The organism is Nocardia sp. FBN12 (genome assembly GCF_054031145.1).
In genome coordinates, this window is the sequence record NZ_CM132926.1 from 83,201 (window position 1) to 100,364 (window position 17,164).

Annotated in this window: 16 protein-coding genes and 1 pseudogene; 9 read left to right on the top strand and 8 right to left on the bottom strand. The window is 66.8% G+C overall.

The genetic code is table 11. The annotated features are described in order from the left end of the window. Nucleotides 1–137: 137 nt before the first annotated feature. From ACWZHB_RS00440 to nhaA, 4 genes are read right to left on the bottom strand one after another with little or no spacing between them, the layout of a single operon-like run. Nucleotides 138–1,541, bottom strand: a complete 1,404-nt coding sequence (locus tag ACWZHB_RS00440) for a sensor histidine kinase (protein WP_427905947.1) — start codon at nt 1,539–1,541, stop codon at nt 138–140. After that, nucleotides 1,528–2,235 (bottom strand): response regulator transcription factor, encoded by a 708-nt coding sequence (locus tag ACWZHB_RS00445; protein ID WP_427905948.1) that lies wholly within the window; start codon nt 2,233–2,235, stop codon nt 1,528–1,530. The genes ACWZHB_RS00440 and ACWZHB_RS00445 overlap by 14 nt, the downstream gene beginning before the upstream one ends. Nucleotides 2,236–2,255: 20 nt before the next feature. Continuing rightward, the gene (locus tag ACWZHB_RS00450; protein ID WP_427905949.1) at nt 2,256–2,798 is read right to left on the bottom strand and encodes a TerD family protein; all 543 of its coding nucleotides are present in this window, start codon (nt 2,796–2,798) and stop codon (nt 2,256–2,258) included. Nucleotides 2,799–2,847: 49 nt separating this feature from the next. Beyond that, entirely contained in the window at nt 2,848–4,152 is a 1,305-nt protein-coding gene (nhaA, locus tag ACWZHB_RS00455; protein WP_427905950.1) for a Na+/H+ antiporter NhaA, read from the bottom strand. A 260-nt stretch (nt 4,153–4,412) separates the two neighbouring features. Between nhaA and ACWZHB_RS00460 the strand changes: the two genes are divergently transcribed. After that, a complete protein-coding gene (locus ACWZHB_RS00460; protein WP_427905951.1) occupies nt 4,413–4,892 on the top strand; it encodes a nitroreductase family deazaflavin-dependent oxidoreductase in 480 nt (159 codons plus the stop codon). A 44-nt stretch (nt 4,893–4,936) separates the two neighbouring features. On the opposite strand, the gene ACWZHB_RS00465 is transcribed toward ACWZHB_RS00460, so the two are convergent. Further along, complete coding sequence (locus ACWZHB_RS00465; RefSeq protein WP_427905952.1) at nt 4,937–7,822, bottom strand: UPF0182 family protein; 2,886 nt, start codon at nt 7,820–7,822, stop codon at nt 4,937–4,939. A 96-nt stretch (nt 7,823–7,918) separates the two neighbouring features. Beyond that, entirely contained in the window at nt 7,919–8,278 is a 360-nt protein-coding gene (locus tag ACWZHB_RS00470) for an Rv2640c family ArsR-like transcriptional regulator (protein WP_427905953.1), read from the bottom strand. A 99-nt stretch (nt 8,279–8,377) separates the two neighbouring features. Between ACWZHB_RS00470 and ACWZHB_RS00475 the strand changes: the two genes are divergently transcribed. The 5 genes and pseudogenes from ACWZHB_RS00475 to ACWZHB_RS00495 all read left to right on the top strand — a co-directional run bounded on the left by ACWZHB_RS00475 (nt 8,378) and on the right by ACWZHB_RS00495 (nt 10,998). Then, nucleotides 8,378–8,896, top strand: coding sequence for an ArsI/CadI family heavy metal resistance metalloenzyme (locus tag ACWZHB_RS00475; protein ID WP_427905954.1), 519 nt, complete (start codon nt 8,378–8,380; stop codon nt 8,894–8,896). A 65-nt stretch (nt 8,897–8,961) separates the two neighbouring features. Then, nucleotides 8,962–9,333, top strand: a complete 372-nt coding sequence (locus tag ACWZHB_RS00480) for an ArsR/SmtB family transcription factor (protein WP_427905955.1) — start codon at nt 8,962–8,964, stop codon at nt 9,331–9,333. After that, nucleotides 9,330–10,430 carry an ACR3 family arsenite efflux transporter gene (arsB, locus tag ACWZHB_RS00485; RefSeq protein WP_427905956.1) on the top strand — a complete coding sequence of 367 codons (1,101 nt, stop codon included), beginning with the start codon at nt 9,330–9,332 and terminating at the stop codon, nt 10,428–10,430. The genes ACWZHB_RS00480 and arsB overlap by 4 nt, the downstream gene beginning before the upstream one ends. A gap of 4 nt (nt 10,431–10,434) precedes the next feature. Continuing rightward, a pseudogene (locus ACWZHB_RS00490) lies at nt 10,435–10,572 on the top strand (low molecular weight phosphatase family protein); the annotation flags it as partial. A gap of 15 nt (nt 10,573–10,587) precedes the next feature. After that, nucleotides 10,588–10,998, top strand: a complete 411-nt coding sequence (locus tag ACWZHB_RS00495) for an arsenate reductase ArsC (protein WP_427905957.1) — start codon at nt 10,588–10,590, stop codon at nt 10,996–10,998. Nucleotides 10,999–11,126: 128 nt separating this feature from the next. Here the strand turns inward: ACWZHB_RS00495 and ACWZHB_RS00500 are convergent, their stop codons facing one another. Further along, entirely contained in the window at nt 11,127–12,905 is a 1,779-nt protein-coding gene (locus tag ACWZHB_RS00500) for an acyl-CoA dehydrogenase (protein ID WP_427905958.1), read from the bottom strand. A gap of 120 nt (nt 12,906–13,025) precedes the next feature. Between ACWZHB_RS00500 and ACWZHB_RS00505 the strand changes: the two genes are divergently transcribed. After that, nucleotides 13,026–13,634, top strand: a complete 609-nt coding sequence (locus ACWZHB_RS00505; RefSeq protein WP_427905959.1) for a TetR family transcriptional regulator — start codon at nt 13,026–13,028, stop codon at nt 13,632–13,634. 93 nt (nt 13,635–13,727) lie between these two features. On the opposite strand, the gene ACWZHB_RS00510 is transcribed toward ACWZHB_RS00505, so the two are convergent. Further along, nucleotides 13,728–15,710, bottom strand: coding sequence for a heavy metal translocating P-type ATPase (locus ACWZHB_RS00510; RefSeq protein WP_427905960.1), 1,983 nt, complete (start codon nt 15,708–15,710; stop codon nt 13,728–13,730). 92 nt (nt 15,711–15,802) lie between these two features. Between ACWZHB_RS00510 and ACWZHB_RS00515 the strand changes: the two genes are divergently transcribed. After that, nucleotides 15,803–16,165, top strand: coding sequence for an ArsR/SmtB family transcription factor (locus tag ACWZHB_RS00515; protein ID WP_427905961.1), 363 nt, complete (start codon nt 15,803–15,805; stop codon nt 16,163–16,165). 361 nt (nt 16,166–16,526) lie between these two features. Continuing rightward, the gene (locus ACWZHB_RS00520) at nt 16,527–17,150 is read left to right on the top strand and encodes a hypothetical protein (RefSeq protein ID WP_427905962.1); all 624 of its coding nucleotides are present in this window, start codon (nt 16,527–16,529) and stop codon (nt 17,148–17,150) included. Nucleotides 17,151–17,164: the final 14 nt, after the last annotated feature.

Genomic DNA, 17,164 nt, shown 5'->3' on the forward strand with positions numbered 1-17,164 from the left:
CGCGACCTGGCCCGATGGATCGTCGTTCCTGGCACGTGAACGTGACCCTCATCGTTGTCCGCGTGGCAGACGCCTCCGGTAGGGCCGAGAGCGCCACGCGGCGCTCGGCTGCGGCACGCACAGAGAATCGCAGCCGATCATTGCAAGAGTTCCGGTCGCTTCTTTGCGATCTCGTGAAGGGCGGGGATGGTCAGCACGAATCGGGCGCCGCCGGCGGGACTTTCCGTGCAGCGCAGGGTGCCGTGATGGCCGAGCACCGTTTCGCTGACCAGTGCGAGCCCGATGCCGGTGCCCGCGGTCGCGCGGGAGGCGGTGACGAAGCGCTCGAAGATGCGCTCGCGGTTCTCGGGCGCGACGCCGGGGCCCGCGTCGTCGACCGTGACCACGATGTCGGGCCCGTCGCGGTCGACGCGGACACCGGTGACGCCGCCGCCGTGCCGTTCGGCGTTGATGAGCAGATTGACCAGTGCGCGTTCGAGTTCCGTGCGGCGCCCGCGGATCGTTCCCACATCGCCGATGTCGAGCACGTCCGGCGACACGCCACGGCCGACGAGCAGGTGGGTGAGCAGTTCCGCCAGGTCGAGCGGGGTCTGGTCGGAGCGGTGGATGCCCGCTTCCACGCGGGCGAGGGCCAGCATGTCGTCGAGCAGGCCCCGCAGGTACGCGGTTTCCTCGACGAGCAGTCCGAGCGCGGCGCGTGGGCGCTCGGACAGTTCGTCGCGGTGGCCGGTTAGGACCGTCGCGGTGGTGGTGAGAGTGGTCAGCGGGGTGCGCAGTTCGTGGCTGAGATCGGAGACGAGGCGCCGTTCGCGCTCGATCCGCTGCTGTAGTGAGTCGACCATCGCGTTGAACGCGTCGACCGTGGCGGACAGTTCGTCGTCATCGGTGCGCGGTAGTCGCAGTTCGTGCTCGCCGAACGCGATTCTGGATGCCGTGGCGGCCACCTGACGCAGTGGGCTCAGTGCGCGATGAGCCGCCCAGGCGCCGATCGCGGCCGCGATCGTCACGGCCAGTACCGAGCAGGCGAGCAGGATTGTCCGCAGCATCCGGAGGGTGGACTCGAGTTCGAGCAGCGGCGCGAATTCGTAGAGGACGGTGGCGTTGTCGACGACGGTGCCTGCCCGGAGGTAGGGCTGGTTTCCGATCCGGACCCGAGTGGGCTCCTCGCCTACCGCCTCGGCCGCGTCCGGAACGGGCGGCGGTGCGAGTGGGAACTCGAGGTCTGCCCCGACCGTCGACCAGCGATTGTCCCGGTGCAACATCGCGATGGTGCCACTCGGCAGATGCAGCGCCTCGAGGGCTTGATCGCCGCTGAGGTTCGTGCTGCCGAACCGCAGGCGCAACAGCTCGGCGTGCACGCCCACCGCCCGCTCGACGGTGCGCGAGCGCTGCGACTCCATGTAATTGGTGCTGATGGCGTACACCGATCCGGACAGCACAACGGCGACCAGGCTCGCGCCGAGCACGAACGCCGCCGTGACGCGTCCACGCAGTCCGCGCAACCGCGACGGAACCCGGTGCCCGCGTTCAGGATTGGACATCGAGCCGGTAGCCGAGCCCACGGACGGTGACGATCAACCTCGGGTCGGCGGGATCGCGTTCGATCTTGGTGCGCAGCCTGCGTACGTGCACGTCGACGATGCGCTCGTCGCCGAAGAACCCGCGATCCCAGATCTTGTCGAGCAGCACCTGCCTGCTCAGCACCAAGCTGTCGTTCTGGGCCAATTCGCACAGCAACCGGAATTCGGTGAGCGTGAGATGTACGTCCTCGCCTGCCAACCGCAGCGAGCCGCGCTCCGGACACAGGATCAACCTGCGGTGCGCGGCCGCGTCGAGGACGATCTCGGTGACATCGCGATCCGAGGTGTTCCTTGTCCGCCTGCGCAGCGCCCTGATCCGCGCGGAGAGTTCCTTGACCTCGAACGGTTTGGTGACGAAATCGTCGGCCCCCGCCTCGAGTGCGGCGACCACATCATGGGTGTCGTCGCGCGCGCTGACCACGATGATCGGCACGTCGTGCTCGCGACGCACCTCACGGATATAGGTGTAGCCGTCCATTCCGCCGAGCATGAGGTCGACGAGCATCACATCGGGCGCGCCGAGATCGTGGACCTGGTCGAGTGCCTTCTCGGCGGAATCGGCCTCGGCGACGGTGTAACCCTCGTCTTCCATGGCCAGCCGCAGCGACTCCCGTACCCGGGTGTCGTCCTCGACGATCATCAACTGTGCGTTCATGGGTCAATCTCCGTTTGGGCTCAGCTGAGGTAGCCGGCGAGTTGGGGCACGGCGTGGACGATGTGTTGCGCCCAGATCGGTTCGCCGATGGGGGCGAAGTCCCAATCCTGGTGGGGGCGGCGGAGTTTGCCGAGCACCAGACCGGTGTGGGAGCCGCCGCTGTCCAGCCGCAGGCGGATCAGTTCGGTCCCGGTGACATTGTCGGTGACGCGGCAGAAACCATTCTGGACCTGGTCGAATCGCTGCCCCGTGTAGCAGGTCACGATGAACACGATAGTGGTGACATCCGGGGCGAGCCGAGTCAGGTCGACCACGATGACCTCGTTGTCGCCGTCACCGTCGCCGGTGACGCTGTCGCCGAGGTGGCGGACCGCGCGATCGCGTGAGGTGAGTTGCTCGTGGTAGGCGACATCGATGAAGCGGGTGCCGGCGAACAACAGGGCGGCGGCGTTGAGATCGACATCTTTACCGCGCCGCCCGAACATGTTGGGGCGCACGGGATCCCAACCCAACCCCATCGTGACATGGGCAAGACCGCCGTGGCGGGGTACTGGTCCGGTCATAGGTGCTCCTCGTCGAGCGATCGATGGGTTGTGCGCGTGCCGCGCTACCTCAGTGCGGAGTCTGCGGGTGCTGATACACATCGGGGATGCCGTCGCCGTCGTCGTCGCGCGATTCGGCCTCGTCCAGTGCGCGGTAGACCCGGTTGCGCGCGCGCAGCACGATGGTGGCCAGGATCGCCGCGGTCACGGTGCCGAACAGCACGCCGATGCGGACGTGATCGGCCCGGGTGTGGTCGCCGGCGAAGGCGAGTTCGCCGACGAGCAACGACACGGTGAACCCGATGCCGCCGAGCAGTGCCACCCCGGCGACATCGATCCAGGCCAGTTCCGAATCGAGTTCGGCGCGAGTGAGTTTCGCGGTGAGGTAGGTCGTGGCGGTGATGCCGATCAGCTTGCCTGCCACCAGTCCCACGATGATGCCGAGAGTCACCCGGTCACCGAGGGAATCGGTCAGACCGCTGAGCCCGCCCACGGTGACGCCTGCGGCGAAGAACGCGAACACCGGCACCGCGAATCCGGTCGAGAGCGGCCGGATCCGGTGTTCGAAGCGTTCCGCGAGTCCGTGTTCGGCGGATTCGCCGCGCGCGAGGACGACCGGGACGGTGAATCCGAGCAGCACTCCCGCCACCGTGGCGTGCACGCCCGAAAGGTGGACCAACCACCATGCGACCAGTGCCAGTGGGACCAGCAGCCAGGGTGAACTGATCCGCCGTTGCACGGCGAGCGCGAACAGGGCGAGGGGAACGACCGCGGCGGCCAGGTAGGGCAGGTTCAGTTCGCTGGTGTAGAAGATCGCGATCACGGTGACCGCCAGCAGGTCGTCCACGACGGCGAGGGTGAGCAGGAAGGTGCGCAGCGCGGCGGGCAGGTGGGTGTTGATCACCGCCAGCACGGCGAGCGCGAACGCGATGTCGGTCGCGGTGGGAATGGCCCAGCCATCGAGGGTGCCGGGCGGCCCGCTGCGGTTGACCAGCACATAGATCAGCGCCGGGACGGCCATGCCGCCCACCGCCGCGACAACGGGCAGCGCCGCGCGGCGTGGATCGCGCAGATCGCCCGCCACGAATTCACGTTTGAGCTCGAGGCCGACGACGAAGAAGAAGATCGCCAGCAACCCGTCGGCCGCCCACTCGCTCAGCGAGAGGTTCAGGTGCAGCGCGGACGGCCCGATGTGGAAGTCGCGTATCGCTGTGTACGCGCCGGCCCATGGTGTGTTCGCCCAGATCAGCGCGATGATCGCCGCGACGATCAGCAGCACGCCGCCCACGGTTTCGCGCCGCAGCACCGAGGCGATTCGCCGTGCTTCCGGCCAGCTACCTCGGGTGAGAACTGTGCGTCGGGTCGGCGGCGTCATCCAACCACCGACTGGGGGAGGCGGACAGTGAAGCCTGAGTTGCGCGCAAGCAGCAAGAGTGGGTACCCGTCACCGATCGAACCCCACCCGACGGAGCTCGAGCCGGGTTGCCGACCAGACTTCCCGGCGCACCTACCCGTAAAGATGCCGTAAAGATCACTCCGACCGCAAACTGAACGCGCGCCTGCTCGGTCGCGGGCGGTTTGACCACTCCAGCCCCGATGGCTGACCGATGCCAGAGACCCCTGAAAGGACGGACGATGGAAATAGTCAAGCGCCCGCCGCCGCCCACCGGTATTCGCCGCCTGCTGTTCCGGGCCCCCATCTACCTCTACCGACTCCGGCTTGGCTGGCTGTTCGGGGGCAGGCTGCTCCTGCTCGACCACACGGGCCGGGTGTCGGGGAAGCCGCGCCAGGCGGTCATCGAGGTCGTCGAACACGACAGCACCGATGACAGCTACGTCGTCTGTTCCGGTTTCGGCCCCAAAGCCGCGTGGTATCAGAACATCCTCGCGACACCCGACACGAGTATTCGAGTCGGCCTGCGCACCATCCCGGTCACCGCACAGCCGCTCGATGTGGACGAAGGCGGCGAGTTCATGGCTCGGTACGCGCCCCGGCACCCGCGCGCAGCGCGAAAACTGGTGCGGTTCATGGGCTTCGCTGTCGATGGCACACCGCAGGACTACCGCGAGGTCGGACGTCGACTGCCCTTCGTGCGTTTGCGTCCTCGTCCGTGAACGTCGGCGCAAGATGAACATGAATCGCTCGCGGTGACCGGGTTCTATTCGTCTGGGCGCAGGATGTCGTCGAGTTGTTGCTCGAGCCGGTTGAGCGCCGCCCTGGCCGCTTCGAGTTCGGCTTCGAGTCGGGTGATCGCGGACTCATCGATCTGCGAAGCGGGTGGTGGTTCGCCCGGTGGTGCTGTCGGTCTGCCCGGCGGTGGTGGCGCGGCGGGGCTGCCGCCGGGCGCGGTCGCGAGATTGCCGGTCGCGGGACCGAAGACCTGGTCGAGTGCTTCGGCGAGGGTCGGTGCGTAGCCGACTCTGACTCCGCCGGTGCCGGGCTCCCGGTAGCTGACCAATACCCGTGCCAACTGCGGGAAAGTGGATCCGTTCGCGGCAGTCGAGATCCGTTCGGTGAACAGCGGTTCGACGTAGAGGACGCCACCGTCCGCGATCGGCAAGGTGAGCAGGTTGCCGTACTGGATGCGGTTGGAGCGCTCGAGCAGCGTGCGCTCGGACGCCACTCGGGTATCGGAGATCATCGAGTTCTGAATCTGTTGGGGCCCTTGCGTGAGCGTGTCGGTGGGCAACTGCAGAACGCTGAACTTGCCGTAGTTCTCGGGGTCGGAGCGCACAGAGATATAGGCGGACAGGAACTCCCGCTTGAACCCGACCATCGCACTGGCCAGCCGAAACGAGGGCGCCGCATCAGCGGGGTCGCCGAGCAGCACATAGAAGGGCGGCTGCTGCGGATTGGCCTCGACGGTCGGATCGCTCGGCACCGACCAGAAGGCGTTGTTGGTGAAGAACTCTCGTGGCTCGTCCACGTGGTACCGCGCGAGCATGTCGCGCTGGATGGCGAACAGATCCTCCGGGTAGCGGAAATGGGCGCGCAGGTCGTCACTGATCGACGCCGCTGGTTCGACGGTGCCGGGGAACGCCCGCATCCAGGCGGCCAGCACCGGGTCTCGGTCGTCGACCTGGTACAGCGTCACGGTGCCGTCGTAGGCGTCGACGGTCGCCTTGACCGAATTCCGCGCGTAGGAGATCTCGCGGTGAGCCACGTCGCCGTCGCGGGCGAGAGCATCCAGCGAACTCCGAGCGGCGTAGGGGTAGCCGTCGATGCTGGTGTAGGCGTCGATGATCCAGACGATCCGGCCGTCGACAACCGCCGGGTAGGGGTTGTTGTCGACGGTGAGCCACGGTGCCACCAACTCGACGCGCTCACTCGGATCGCGATGGAAGATGATCTTCGAGTCGGGGCCGATCGCCTTGGAGAACAGGATATTTCGTTCGGTATAGGTCGACGCGAAGGCCAGCCGGTTGAGCCAGTTCCCGATCGGAACCCCACCCGCACCCGCGTAGGTGTACTTGGTGGTGTCGGTGTCGTACTCGCGGGGCTCGGTGCCGCCACCGACGATGGCGTAGTCAGGATCGGCCCGCGCGATCACCTCACCGAAATAGATGCGTGGCTGTTCGACCGGGATCACCTGCTGCCCGGCGTGCTGGGAGGCGATATCGCTCACCGCGTAGATCGGGTACCCGCTGTTGCTGGCCGAACTGTCGCCCGATGCTTCCCGCACCGCCGCGTTGACCCGATTCGCCGGTGCCGCGACGAACCCGTCGCCGTGGGTGTAGACGGTATGCCGGTTGACCCAATGCGATTGATTGCCGCTGAGCGCGGTCGGGGTCAGCTCCCTGGCCGCGACGACGTAGTCACGCAGCCTGCCGTCGATGCGGTAGCGGTCGAGGTCCAGATTTTCCGGGAAGCTGTAGAAGTTCTTGAGCTGCTGCTGCTGGGTGAAGGTGCGGGAGAGGATATGCGGGTCGAGCAGCCGGAGATTGGCGATCGTGGTCGCGTCGGCGGCGACCTCGGGAGGCTGCTTCGTGCCGACCCCCGGATACGACTGGTAGTCGACCCGGTCGCTGCCGATCCCGTACGCCTGCCTCGTTGCCGCGATATTGCGTTCGATGTAGGGGCTCTCCAGGTCGGCCGCGTTGGGGCGCACCGAGAACTGTTCCACCGCGAGCGGCCAAACCCCGCCGACCACGATCGAGGACAGCAGCAGCAGGGTGGCGGCCATCGCGGGGAGCCGGAGATCGCGGATCACGACCGCGGAGAAGACCGCCGCGGCACCGATCAGCGCGATCGCCAAGAGCACGAACCGCGCCGGTAGCACGGCGTTGATGTCGGTGTACCCGGCGCCGGCGAACGTCGGTTCCCGCCGGTGACTCGACAACAGCGCATACCGGTCGAGCCAATACGCGCCGGCCTTCAAGACGAAGAACAGCCCGAGGAGCACCGCGAGCTGAACGCGGGCACCATGGCTGAGGCCGACCGACTTGCCGGCGGGCCGGAGCCCGCCGAACAGAAAATGCGTTGCCAGACCGGCAATGAACGCGAAGAACACCGCGACGAACAACCAGCTCAGCACGAGGCGATAGAACGGCAGATCGAAGACGAAGAAGCCGATATCGATTCCGAATTCGGGATCGCGCGCGCCGAACGCCCCGCCGTGCAGAAACAACTGCACCGTCTCCCACCTCGACTGGCCGATGAGACCACAGATCAACCCGAATCCGACCGCGATCCCCGTCCCGATGCGCCCTGGCCACCGGCCGACCACGCGACGGACCTCGGTGAGCGGATCGTCGGCACGTGCGGCGGGCATGAAGACGGGACGTGAGCGGTACGCCGACCACATGGCCAGATAGAGCGCCCCACCGAGGCACCCGCCGATCACCACGAACAGCGACAGCTTGGTGAGCAGCACGGTCAACCAGACACCGCGATAGCCGACCTCGCCGAACCACAACCAGTTGACATAGGTGCCGATCAGGCCCGGCACGACCAGCAGCAACAGGATGAATACCGCACCAGCTACCAGCAGCAGCCGTAGACGCCGGGGCACCTGTTCCGAAACGGAGTCCTCACGTGCGCTCATCCGCCGCTCCTGTGACAACGTCGGGCCGTGCGACCGTCGTCGGCGATCTGGTCCCGATTCTACTCGGCCACGGTGCGCGGTGTCAGCGCCGCGAGATCAGCTGCAGCAGTTGGGATCCAGGACCGTGCAGAGCGCGGACAGGGCGTCACGGCGGGCGCGGTGGATGGTGTTCATTCCGCGTCGTTCGGATTCGACCAGGCCTGCCTTGCGTAGCTGGCCGAGGTGGTGGGAGACGGTGGATTCGCTCAGGCCGACGGTGGCGGCGAGCTCGCCACCGTTCTCCTCGCCGAGTGGGCTGGTGAGCAGCAGTGACAGCAGTCTGACTCTGGCCGGGTCGGCGATCGCCTTGAGTCGCAACGCCACCTCCAGGGCTGCGGCGTCGTCTACGGGCCCCGCCGCGACGGGGGCGCAGCAGACGGGGGCGGACATATCGATCACGGGCAGCGCCTTGGGCATGAGATCGACTCTACCCGCGGTATTGACATATGTCGAAAAGGTGAGCAGACTCGGCGGCACAAGTTATTCGATATATGTCACACAAGTGGAGGTTCGATCATGTCTCGTATCCAGCTGGCCCTCAATGTCGACGACCTCGACACCGCCGTCCAGTTCTACTCGACCCTGTTCGACGCCGAACCGGCCAAGCGCAAGCCCGGCTACGCGAACTTCGCGATCGCCGAGCCGCCGCTCAAGCTCGTGCTGATCGAGAACGCCGGTCAAGGTGGCAGCTTGAATCACCTCGGCGTCGAGGTCGAATCCTCCGAACAGGTGCACGGCGAGATCGCCCGACTCTCCGAAGCGGGTCTGTTCACCGAGGAGCAGATCGCGACCACATGTTGCTTCGCCACTCAGGACAAGGTGTGGGTCACCGGGCCGGGCGCCGAGCGGTGGGAGGTCTACACGGTGCTGGCCGACAGTGAAACCTTCGGCACCGCACCGGAACTCGACCTTGCCGACGCCGAGGCGGTCGACGTCTGCTGTGGCACCGCCGCCGAAGCTGAGAGCGAGGGCGCCTGCTGTGGCAGTGCGGCCAAGACCGAGGCCGTGGCTTCCGGCGCGAGCTGCTGCCGCTGATCCGCCGGGCTCGTTCATCCGGTGTTCGTTTGCTTTCTTGATTAGACATCCGTCAATATCGATATATGTCGAATCAGGATCTGCCGCTGAGCGTGGTCTCGCAGTCGTGCGAGGCCGCGCCCAGTACCCGCCCACCGATGACCGGCCAGACGGCCGCCGAGTTGGCCGTGCTGTTCAAGGCCCTCGCCGACCCGGTCCGGTTGCGGTTGCTGTCGGCGATCGCGTCCCGCGCCGACGGTGAAGCCTGCGTGTGCGACCTGTCGACGGGGATCGACGTCACCCAGCCGACCATCTCCCACCACCTGAAGGTGCTGCGCGAAGCCGGACTGCTGGCCAGCGAGCGCCGGGCTTCCTGGGTGTATTACCGGGTCGTCCCGCAGGCGCTCGCGCGACTGTCGGATGTGCTCGCGACCGAAGCGGGAGCGGTGACCGCATGAGTACCACGACCACCGACCACCCCGCCGTCGTCGGCAAACTGTCGACGCTCGACCGGTTCCTGCCGGTCTGGATCGGCGTCGCGATGGCCGCCGGACTGCTGTTCGGACGCATGATTCCCGGCCTCGGCGACACGCTGAGCGCCGTGGAGATCGACGGCATCTCGCTGCCCATCGCGATCGGGCTGCTGATCATGATGTATCCGGTGCTGGCCAAGGTCCGCTACGACCGCCTCGACTCCGTCACCGGCGACCGCAAACTGCTGATCAGTTCGCTGGTGCTGAACTGGGTACTCGGCCCCGCGCTGATGTTCGCCCTGGCCTGGTTGTTCCTGCCCGACCTGCCTGAATACCGCACCGGTCTGATCATCGTCGGCCTGGCTCGCTGCATCGCCATGGTGATCATCTGGAACGACCTGGCGTGCGGCGACCGCGAAGCCGCCGCGGTGCTGGTTGCCCTGAACTCGGTGTTCCAGGTGGTCATGTTCGCCGTGCTCGGCTGGTTCTACCTCTCGGTCCTGCCCGGCTGGCTCGGCCTCGAACAGACCACCATCGACGTCTCGCCGTGGCAGATCGCGAAGTCGGTGCTGATCTTCCTCGGTATCCCGCTGCTGGCCGGGTTTCTGAGCCGCCGCTTGGGTGAACGCGCCAAGGGCCGCGACTGGTACGAGGCGAAGTTCCTGCCGAGGATCGGCCCGTGGGCGCTGTACGGGCTGCTGTTCACGATTGTGATCCTGTTCGCCCTGCAAGGCGACCAGATCGCCGCCCACCCGCTCGACGTGGTCCGCATCGCGATCCCGCTGCTGGCCTACTTCGCGATCATGTGGGGCGGCGGCTACGCGATGGGCGCGGCCCTCGGCCTCGGTTACGAACGCACCACCACCCTCGCGTTCACCGCGGCGGGCAACAACTTCGAACTGGCCATCGCCGTAGCGATCGCCACCTACGGCGTCACTTCCGGTCAAGCCCTCGCCGGCGTCGTCGGCCCGCTCATCGAGGTCCCCGTCCTCGTCGCACTGGTCTATGTCTCCCTTGCCCTGCGCAAACGGTTCAAGCCGACCGCCGCCACCGCTGTCGCTGCGGGGGTGACGCCGCGATGAGCGCATCCGAATCATCAACTGGGGCACCGACGAACCCTCCGAACGCGGCATCGACGGCATCGGACGCATGCGCCTGGTCCGCGACGACATCGAAACCCGTGTCCGGCATCTCCTCGCCGAACTAGACCTCCCGGCCAGCTGAAAGGCATTGCCCCACATGACCACCAAGCCCAGCGTGTTGTTCGTCTGCGTCCATAACGCAGGTCGCTCCCAGATGGCCGCCGGATTCCTCAACCACCTCGCGGGCGACGCGATCGAGGTCCGCTCGGCGGGCAGCGCGCCCGCCGAGACGATCAACCCGTCCGCCGTCGCGGCGATGGCCGAACTCGGCATCGACATCGCCGATCAGACCCCGAAGATCCTCACCTACGACGCCGTGGAAACCTCCGACGTCGTCATCACCATGGGCTGCGGCGACACCTGCCCGGTCTTCCCCGGCGTCAGCTACCGCAACTGGACACTGGACGATCCGGCGGGCAAAGGCGTGGAGTCGGTTCGCCCGATCCGCGACGAGATCAAAACCCGCATCGAAGCCCTCGTCGCCGAACTACTCCCGCCCCAGGGGTGACATCGCCGGTTCGCGCACGCGCCCGGTAGGGGCGTTCCCGGGTGGACGGTCGGCGTGACGAAGCGGGGGATTCCGGACGCGGTCATCGATGGGTTCGGATCCCCCGAAGTGAGGACTGCGACGCCGGGTCAGAGGCAGTTCGGGTCGGTGTCGAGCAGCGTGGTGTCCAAGGTCGCGAGGATGTCGAGTTGTGGTGTGACCTTGGGTAGTTCGAAGGTGTAGAAGAAGCGGGCCGCGGCGCGCTTGCCGTCGTAGAACGAACCTTCCTTGTCCCCGGTGGCGACGAGCTGTTCGAGCCAGATCCACGCGATCACGACGTGGCCGAAGGATTCGAGGTAGAGCGAGGAGTTGGCGAGCGCGACGGCGGGGTCGCCGGTGGACCACAACCGCATCGTGGTCTCGACGAGCTTGTGCCACGCGGCACCGAGCTGCGCGGCGTGCTCCGCGCCCAGTTCGCTCGCCCGCGCGATGGTCTTCTCGATTTCCGCGCCGAGCAGTGCCAGTCCGGCGCCGCCCCGCATCACTACCTTGCGACCGAGCAGGTCGAGTCCCTGCACGCCGTGGGTGCCCTCGTGGATGGGGTTGAGGCGGTTGTCGCGGTAGAGCTGCTCGACGTCGTAGTCGGTGGTGTAGCCGTAGCCGCCGTGCACCTGGATCGCGAGGCTGTTGGCCTCCAGGCACCACTGCGAGGGCCAGCTCTTGGCGACCGGGGTCAGCACGTCGAGCAGCAAGGCGGCGGCCTCGCGGGCGTCGGACTCCGGCGCGGTGGCCGCGTCGTCGACCAGGCGCGCGCAGTACAGGTTCAACGCCATCGCGCCCTCGACGTAGGACTTCTGGGCCAGCAGCATCCGGCGCACATCGGGGTGCTCGATGATCGGAACAGGCGGCGACAGTGGATCTTTGGCCCCGACAGCCCGGCCCTGCGTGCGAACCTTCGCGTAGGCGAGGGATTTGAGGTAACCGGTGTAGCCGAGGGCGGTGGCCAGCATCCCGACGCCGACCCTGGCCTCGTTCATCATGTGGAACATGTAGGACAGTCCGCGGCCCTCCTCGCCGACGAGGAACCCGACCGCGCCTGCCTTGCCGCGGGGGGAGTGGGTGCCGTCGCCGAAGGCGAGGTGGGTATTGGTCGTACCGCGGTTGCCCATCTTGTGGTTGAGGCCGATCAGGGTGACATCGTTGCGTTCCCCGCCATCGACCAGGTACTTCGGGACGATGAACAGGGAGATGCCTTTGATCCCGGGAGGACCGTCGGGGGTCTTGGCCAGCACGAGATGCACGATGTTGCCGGTGAGTTCGTGATCGCCACCCGAGATCCACATCTTGGTCCCGGTCACCCGATAGGTTCCGTCGTCCTGGCGGGTGGCGCGGGTGGTGATGTCGGCCAGCGAGGAGCCTGCCTGCGGTTCCGACAGGCACATCGTCCCGAAGTAGCGCCCCTCGAGCATCGGCCGCACGTACTCGTCGATCTGGCTCGCGGTGCCGTACTCGGCGAGGAGGTTGGCATTGGCGGTGGTGAGCAGCGCGTAGGACGAGGTGCCCGCGTTCGCGGCTTGCAGCCAGGCCATCGCGGCGCGCGCGATCGTCGCGGGCAGTTGCATGCCGCCGAGTTCTTCGTCGAACTGGCCGGACATGAGCCCGGCCTTGGCGAAGATCTCGAGCGCGTGCGCGACCTCGCCGATCATCTCCACGGTGCCGTCGGGCCGCATGATCGGCTGGTGCTGGTCGGCCTTCTTGTTGTGTGGCGCGAATTCCTTGATCGCGATGTCGGCGCTGAGGTCAAGCACCGCGTCGAAGGTCTCCCGCGAATGCTCTGCGAACCGAGCACGGTTGGTCAGCTGGGTGATATCGAGCCACTCGTAGAGCAGGAACTCGAGATCGCGCTGGCAGAGTACGTCGTCGGTCACGTTCGTCCGTTCTGAGATGCGGAAATAAGCGCTTGCTTAATTTCTATCTTGGCTCCTGGTGCCGCCGGTCGTCAAGCACCTCCACGCTCGGGCCGGTCGACGCGCTGACAGAATCGATCCATGACCGATGTGCCCCAGGCGGAAACCTCACGGGCGGAAGCTACGCGTACCCGCCTGCTCGAGTCCGCCGTCGAGGCCTTCGCGGCGAAGGGCTACTACGGCACGACGACACGCGATATCGCCGCCGCGGCCGGGATGAGCCCGGCCGCGGTCTACATGCATCACAAGTCCAAAGAAGAACTGCTGTACCTGATTTCGCGCGGTGGCCACGAACGGATACTCGACCTGGTCACCGAGGCCGTCGCCGCAGCGGGAACGCCAACTCAGCGGCTGCACGCACTCGTCCACGCCTTCGTCGCCGAGCACGCCGGCCGCCGCACCGTCGCGCGCATCCTGAACTACGAACTGGCCGCGCTCAGTGCCGAGCACCTGGCCGAGATCCGGGGCATCCGGCGAGAAACCGAGCACGCGGTGCGCTCGCTCGTCGCCGACGGGGTCCGCTCCGGCGATTTCGACATCCCCGACCTCAAAATGGCTGTCGTAGCGGTGCTTTCGCTCGGAATCGACATCGCGCGGTGGTATCGCGAAAGCGGGGATTGGTCGGTGAACGAGGTGGCTGACCGGTACGCGGAGATGGCCCTGCGGATCGTCGGAGCGCGGCTGCCGTAGTCCGGCTCGTCTGGTCTGCTCGCCGACATCCCGGGCCGACCCCGGCCTTCGGGCCCGGTTCGCCGAGACCCTTCCTTGCCGTGGAACGCGAGGTCACCGCGAACCTGCCGCACCGACCTGTTCGGAGCGCCAAGCCGCTGAACCGAGCAGACGCAGGCCGTTCAGGCCGACGATGACGGTGGAACCCTCGTGTCCGGCCACGCCCAACGGGAGCGGGAGGTGTCCGATGAGGTCCCAGAGCGACAGGACGACGATGAAGGTGGCCGCGATCGCCAGGTTCGCGATCACGACGCGGCGCGCCCGGCGCGACAGTTCGATGACGGCGGGAATGGTGGTCAGGTCGTCGCCGACGATCACCGCATCGGCGGTCTGCAGGGTCAGGTCCGATCCCGCGCCGCCCATCGCGATCCCGGTGTGCGCGGCGGCCAGTGCGGGAGCGTCGTTGATGCCGTCGCCGATCATGGTCACCCGCCATCCCCGCGACTCCAGATCTCGGAGGGCGGCGACCTTCTCGTGCGGCAGCAATCCGGCGCGCACATCGGTGATGCCGACCTGTTTCGCGATCTGGGCGGCGGTGGCGTGGTTGTCGCCGGTGAGCAAAGTCGGTGCGGCGCCGGTCGATTCGGTGATCGCGGCGACAGCGGCCGCGGCCTCGGGACGCACCTGATCGGTGATGCCGAGGACGGCGATGGGCTCGTGGTCACACAGCACGACCACCGCGGTTCGCCCGTTGCGCTGGAGTTCGGTGACCACCACGCTCGCATGTCGGCCGGCTGTGCTGTCGTGGTGCAGAAGCGCGGCCGGGGATCCGGCCTGGATGAGGCGTTGCTCGACCAAGGCCGAGACGCCGCGGCCGGGCTCGGCGGTGAAGTCGTCGGCGATCGGGAGATCGAGGCTACGGCGGTGGGCGGCCCGCACGATCGCGGCGGCCAGCGGATGCTCGCTGGGATGCTCGGCGGCCGCGGCCAGCCGCAGGACCTGTTCTTCGCTGAGCGGGCCGCCGGGCAATACCCGGATATCAGCGAGTTCGGGGGTGCCCAGGGTCAGGGTGCCGGTTTTGTCGAGCGCGACCCGGGTGGTGGTGCCGAGTTGTTCCATCACGACGGCCGATTTCACCAGCACCCCGTGACGACCCGCGTTCGCGATCGCGGCCAGCAGCGGCGGCATCGTGGCCAGCACCACCGCGCAGGGCGAGGCGACGATCATGAACGTCATGGCGCGCAACAACGTCGGTTGCAACGCCGCGCCGAACAGCAGCGGCACGACGAACACCGCGAGCGTCACCGCGACCATGCCCACCGAATACCGCTGCTCGATCTTCTCGATGAACAACTGCGTCGTGGCCTTGGTCCGGCCTGCCTCCTCGACCAGCGTCGCGATGCGGGCCACGACCGAGTCCTCGGCACGGCGATCCACCCGCACCCGCAGCGAACCGGTGCCGTTGAGGGTGCCCGCGAACACCTCGTCGCCGACCGTTTTGTCCACCGGTATCGACTCGCCCGTGACGGTGGCCTGGTCGACCTCACCGGCCCCGCCGACTACCGACCCGTCGGCGGCGATCCGGTCACCCGGCCGCACCAAGATCACCGCGCCGATTTCCAGATCGGCTGCCCTGACAGTCTGTTCGTGGCCGTCGGAAAGCAGTGTCGCGGTCTCCGGGGCGAGGCCGAGCAGTCCGCGCACCGAGTCCTCGGTCCTGGCCGTGGCGAAGGCTTCGACCGCGCCCGACGTCGCGAAGATCACGATCAGCAGCGCGCCGTCGAGCACCTGTCCGATCGAGGCCGCCCCGATTGCCGCGACCACCATCAGCAGGTCGACATCGAGGGTTTTCTCGCGCAGCGCACGCATCCCGGCCAGCGCGGGCTCCCAGCCGCCGGTGGCGTAGCAGGCCAGATACAGCGCCCACCACAGCCACGACGGCCCACCCGAGAACTGGGTGACCAGGCCGAGCACAAATAGTACGGATGCTGTTGCTGCCCAACGTATTTCGCTCAGTTCGAGCAGTCGGGTGCGGCGCACGGGAACGGCCGCGCGCGGGGTGGCTCGGCGGGTGGGCGTGGCGGTGGGCGTAGCCACAGGTCACCTCCGGAAGTCGGGACAGAACCACCCGAGAATAGCAGTACATATGAAGAGGTTTTCATGAGTGCTGGTGAGCTAAACTTCACGCCATGGGACACGGTGTCGAAGGCCGCGACCGGCCGAGTTCCCGACTCGACGCCGCGTCCGCCGCTCATGTGGCAACCACCTTGCAGGCCCTGGCCACCCCGAGTCGCCTGCTCATCCTCACCGAACTACGCCAAGGCCCGCGCCCGGTCACCGAGCTCGCCGAGGCGGTCGGCATGGAGCAGTCCGCGGTCTCGCATCAACTGCGCTTGCTGCGCAATCTCGGCTTGGTCCACGGCACAAGGGCCGGACGCAGCATCGTGTACAGCCTCTACGACAATCACGTCGCTCAATTGCTGGATGAGGCCGTGTACCACAGCGAACACCTACGTCTTGGCCTCGCGGACCGCCCTGACACAGCAGGCTGAATTTCTACCCCCACACAGAACAGTCCCCGGTAGTCTTCATCGAATTCCTGAGCTCAGTCGTCGCTGACAACTCCGGTTATTCGATTGGCTTGCCGGGGGCTTAGCCAGATCCTGAAAACGAAGTCACCACGGTCGGCAAACGTCTCCGTCGGCAGTGTGGCTCATTTCCGGTGTTCCGGTATCCATCCAGTCTTCTCCTGATTTGCTCGATGTCAATACCTTCGGGCCACTGAATACGGCCGAAATAATCGGCGTCATGAAGGCCGCCCATCGCATTGTGTCGATGGTCGTCGCGGAGGACAGTGGATGTGTCGGTGGTGCCCACCGGGGCACCGCCCTTCCTGCAAGTAGGAGGTGGCCCGTGTACGCACGTTCCAGCACATTTACGGCCCAGCGGTCGTCGATCGACCGCGGTATCGCATACCTCAACAATGCGGTGATGCCGAATATGACCGAGCTCGACGGGTGGGTCGGCATGTCGCTGATGGTGGACAGGGCGACAGGCCGATGTATCGCCACAACCGCGTGGGAATCGGAAACCGCGATGCACGACAGCAGAATGCGCGTCCGATCATTGCGTGATGGTCTGGCCGAAGCGCTGAACGGCCAGGTCGACACAATCGAGGAATGGGAAGTCGCGGTCATGCACCGCGATCACCTGGCCGGCGCGAGTGCCTGCACTCGGTGCACCTGGGTCCAGGTCGACCCGGCCGGAGTCGATTCCGCGATCGAGACATTCAAGTCCGGTCTGCTGCCCCAGCTCGAAAAGATCGAGGGATTCCGCAGCGCCAGCCTGTTCGTCGACCGAGCGACCGGCCGAGGGGTGGGATCGACGGTCTGGGCAAGCAGAGAGGAACTGGACAACAGCCGCGCCCAGGTGGATCGAATCCGGGCCGCGGCGACCAGCACCATGGGCGCCGAAGTTCTCGAGGTCGCGGAGTTCAGGCTCGGCTTCGCCCACCTACGCGTGCCAGAGCTGGTGTAACCGCGAGTTGTCCG

What these genes read in the sequence shown, in the direction of transcription:
- ACWZHB_RS00440 (WP_427905947.1), bottom strand. Translation starts at nt 1,541, where the DNA reads ATGTCCAATCCTGAACGCGGGCACCGGGTTCCGTCGCGGTTGCGCGGA.
- ACWZHB_RS00445 (WP_427905948.1), bottom strand. Translation starts at nt 2,235, where the DNA reads ATGAACGCACAGTTGATGATCGTCGAGGACGACACCCGGGTACGGGAG.
- ACWZHB_RS00450 (WP_427905949.1), bottom strand. Translation starts at nt 2,798, where the DNA reads ATGACCGGACCAGTACCCCGCCACGGCGGTCTTGCCCATGTCACGATG.
- nhaA (WP_427905950.1), bottom strand. Translation starts at nt 4,152, where the DNA reads ATGACGCCGCCGACCCGACGCACAGTTCTCACCCGAGGTAGCTGGCCG.
- ACWZHB_RS00460 (WP_427905951.1), top strand. Translation starts at nt 4,413, where the DNA reads ATGGAAATAGTCAAGCGCCCGCCGCCGCCCACCGGTATTCGCCGCCTG.
- ACWZHB_RS00465 (WP_427905952.1), bottom strand. Translation starts at nt 7,822, where the DNA reads ATGAGCGCACGTGAGGACTCCGTTTCGGAACAGGTGCCCCGGCGTCTA.
- ACWZHB_RS00470 (WP_427905953.1), bottom strand. Translation starts at nt 8,278, where the DNA reads ATGCCCAAGGCGCTGCCCGTGATCGATATGTCCGCCCCCGTCTGCTGC.
- ACWZHB_RS00475 (WP_427905954.1), top strand. Translation starts at nt 8,378, where the DNA reads ATGTCTCGTATCCAGCTGGCCCTCAATGTCGACGACCTCGACACCGCC.
- ACWZHB_RS00480 (WP_427905955.1), top strand. Translation starts at nt 8,962, where the DNA reads ATGTCGAATCAGGATCTGCCGCTGAGCGTGGTCTCGCAGTCGTGCGAG.
- arsB (WP_427905956.1), top strand. Translation starts at nt 9,330, where the DNA reads ATGAGTACCACGACCACCGACCACCCCGCCGTCGTCGGCAAACTGTCG.
- ACWZHB_RS00495 (WP_427905957.1), top strand. Translation starts at nt 10,588, where the DNA reads ATGACCACCAAGCCCAGCGTGTTGTTCGTCTGCGTCCATAACGCAGGT.
- ACWZHB_RS00505 (WP_427905959.1), top strand. Translation starts at nt 13,026, where the DNA reads ATGACCGATGTGCCCCAGGCGGAAACCTCACGGGCGGAAGCTACGCGT.
- ACWZHB_RS00515 (WP_427905961.1), top strand. Translation starts at nt 15,803, where the DNA reads ATGGGACACGGTGTCGAAGGCCGCGACCGGCCGAGTTCCCGACTCGAC.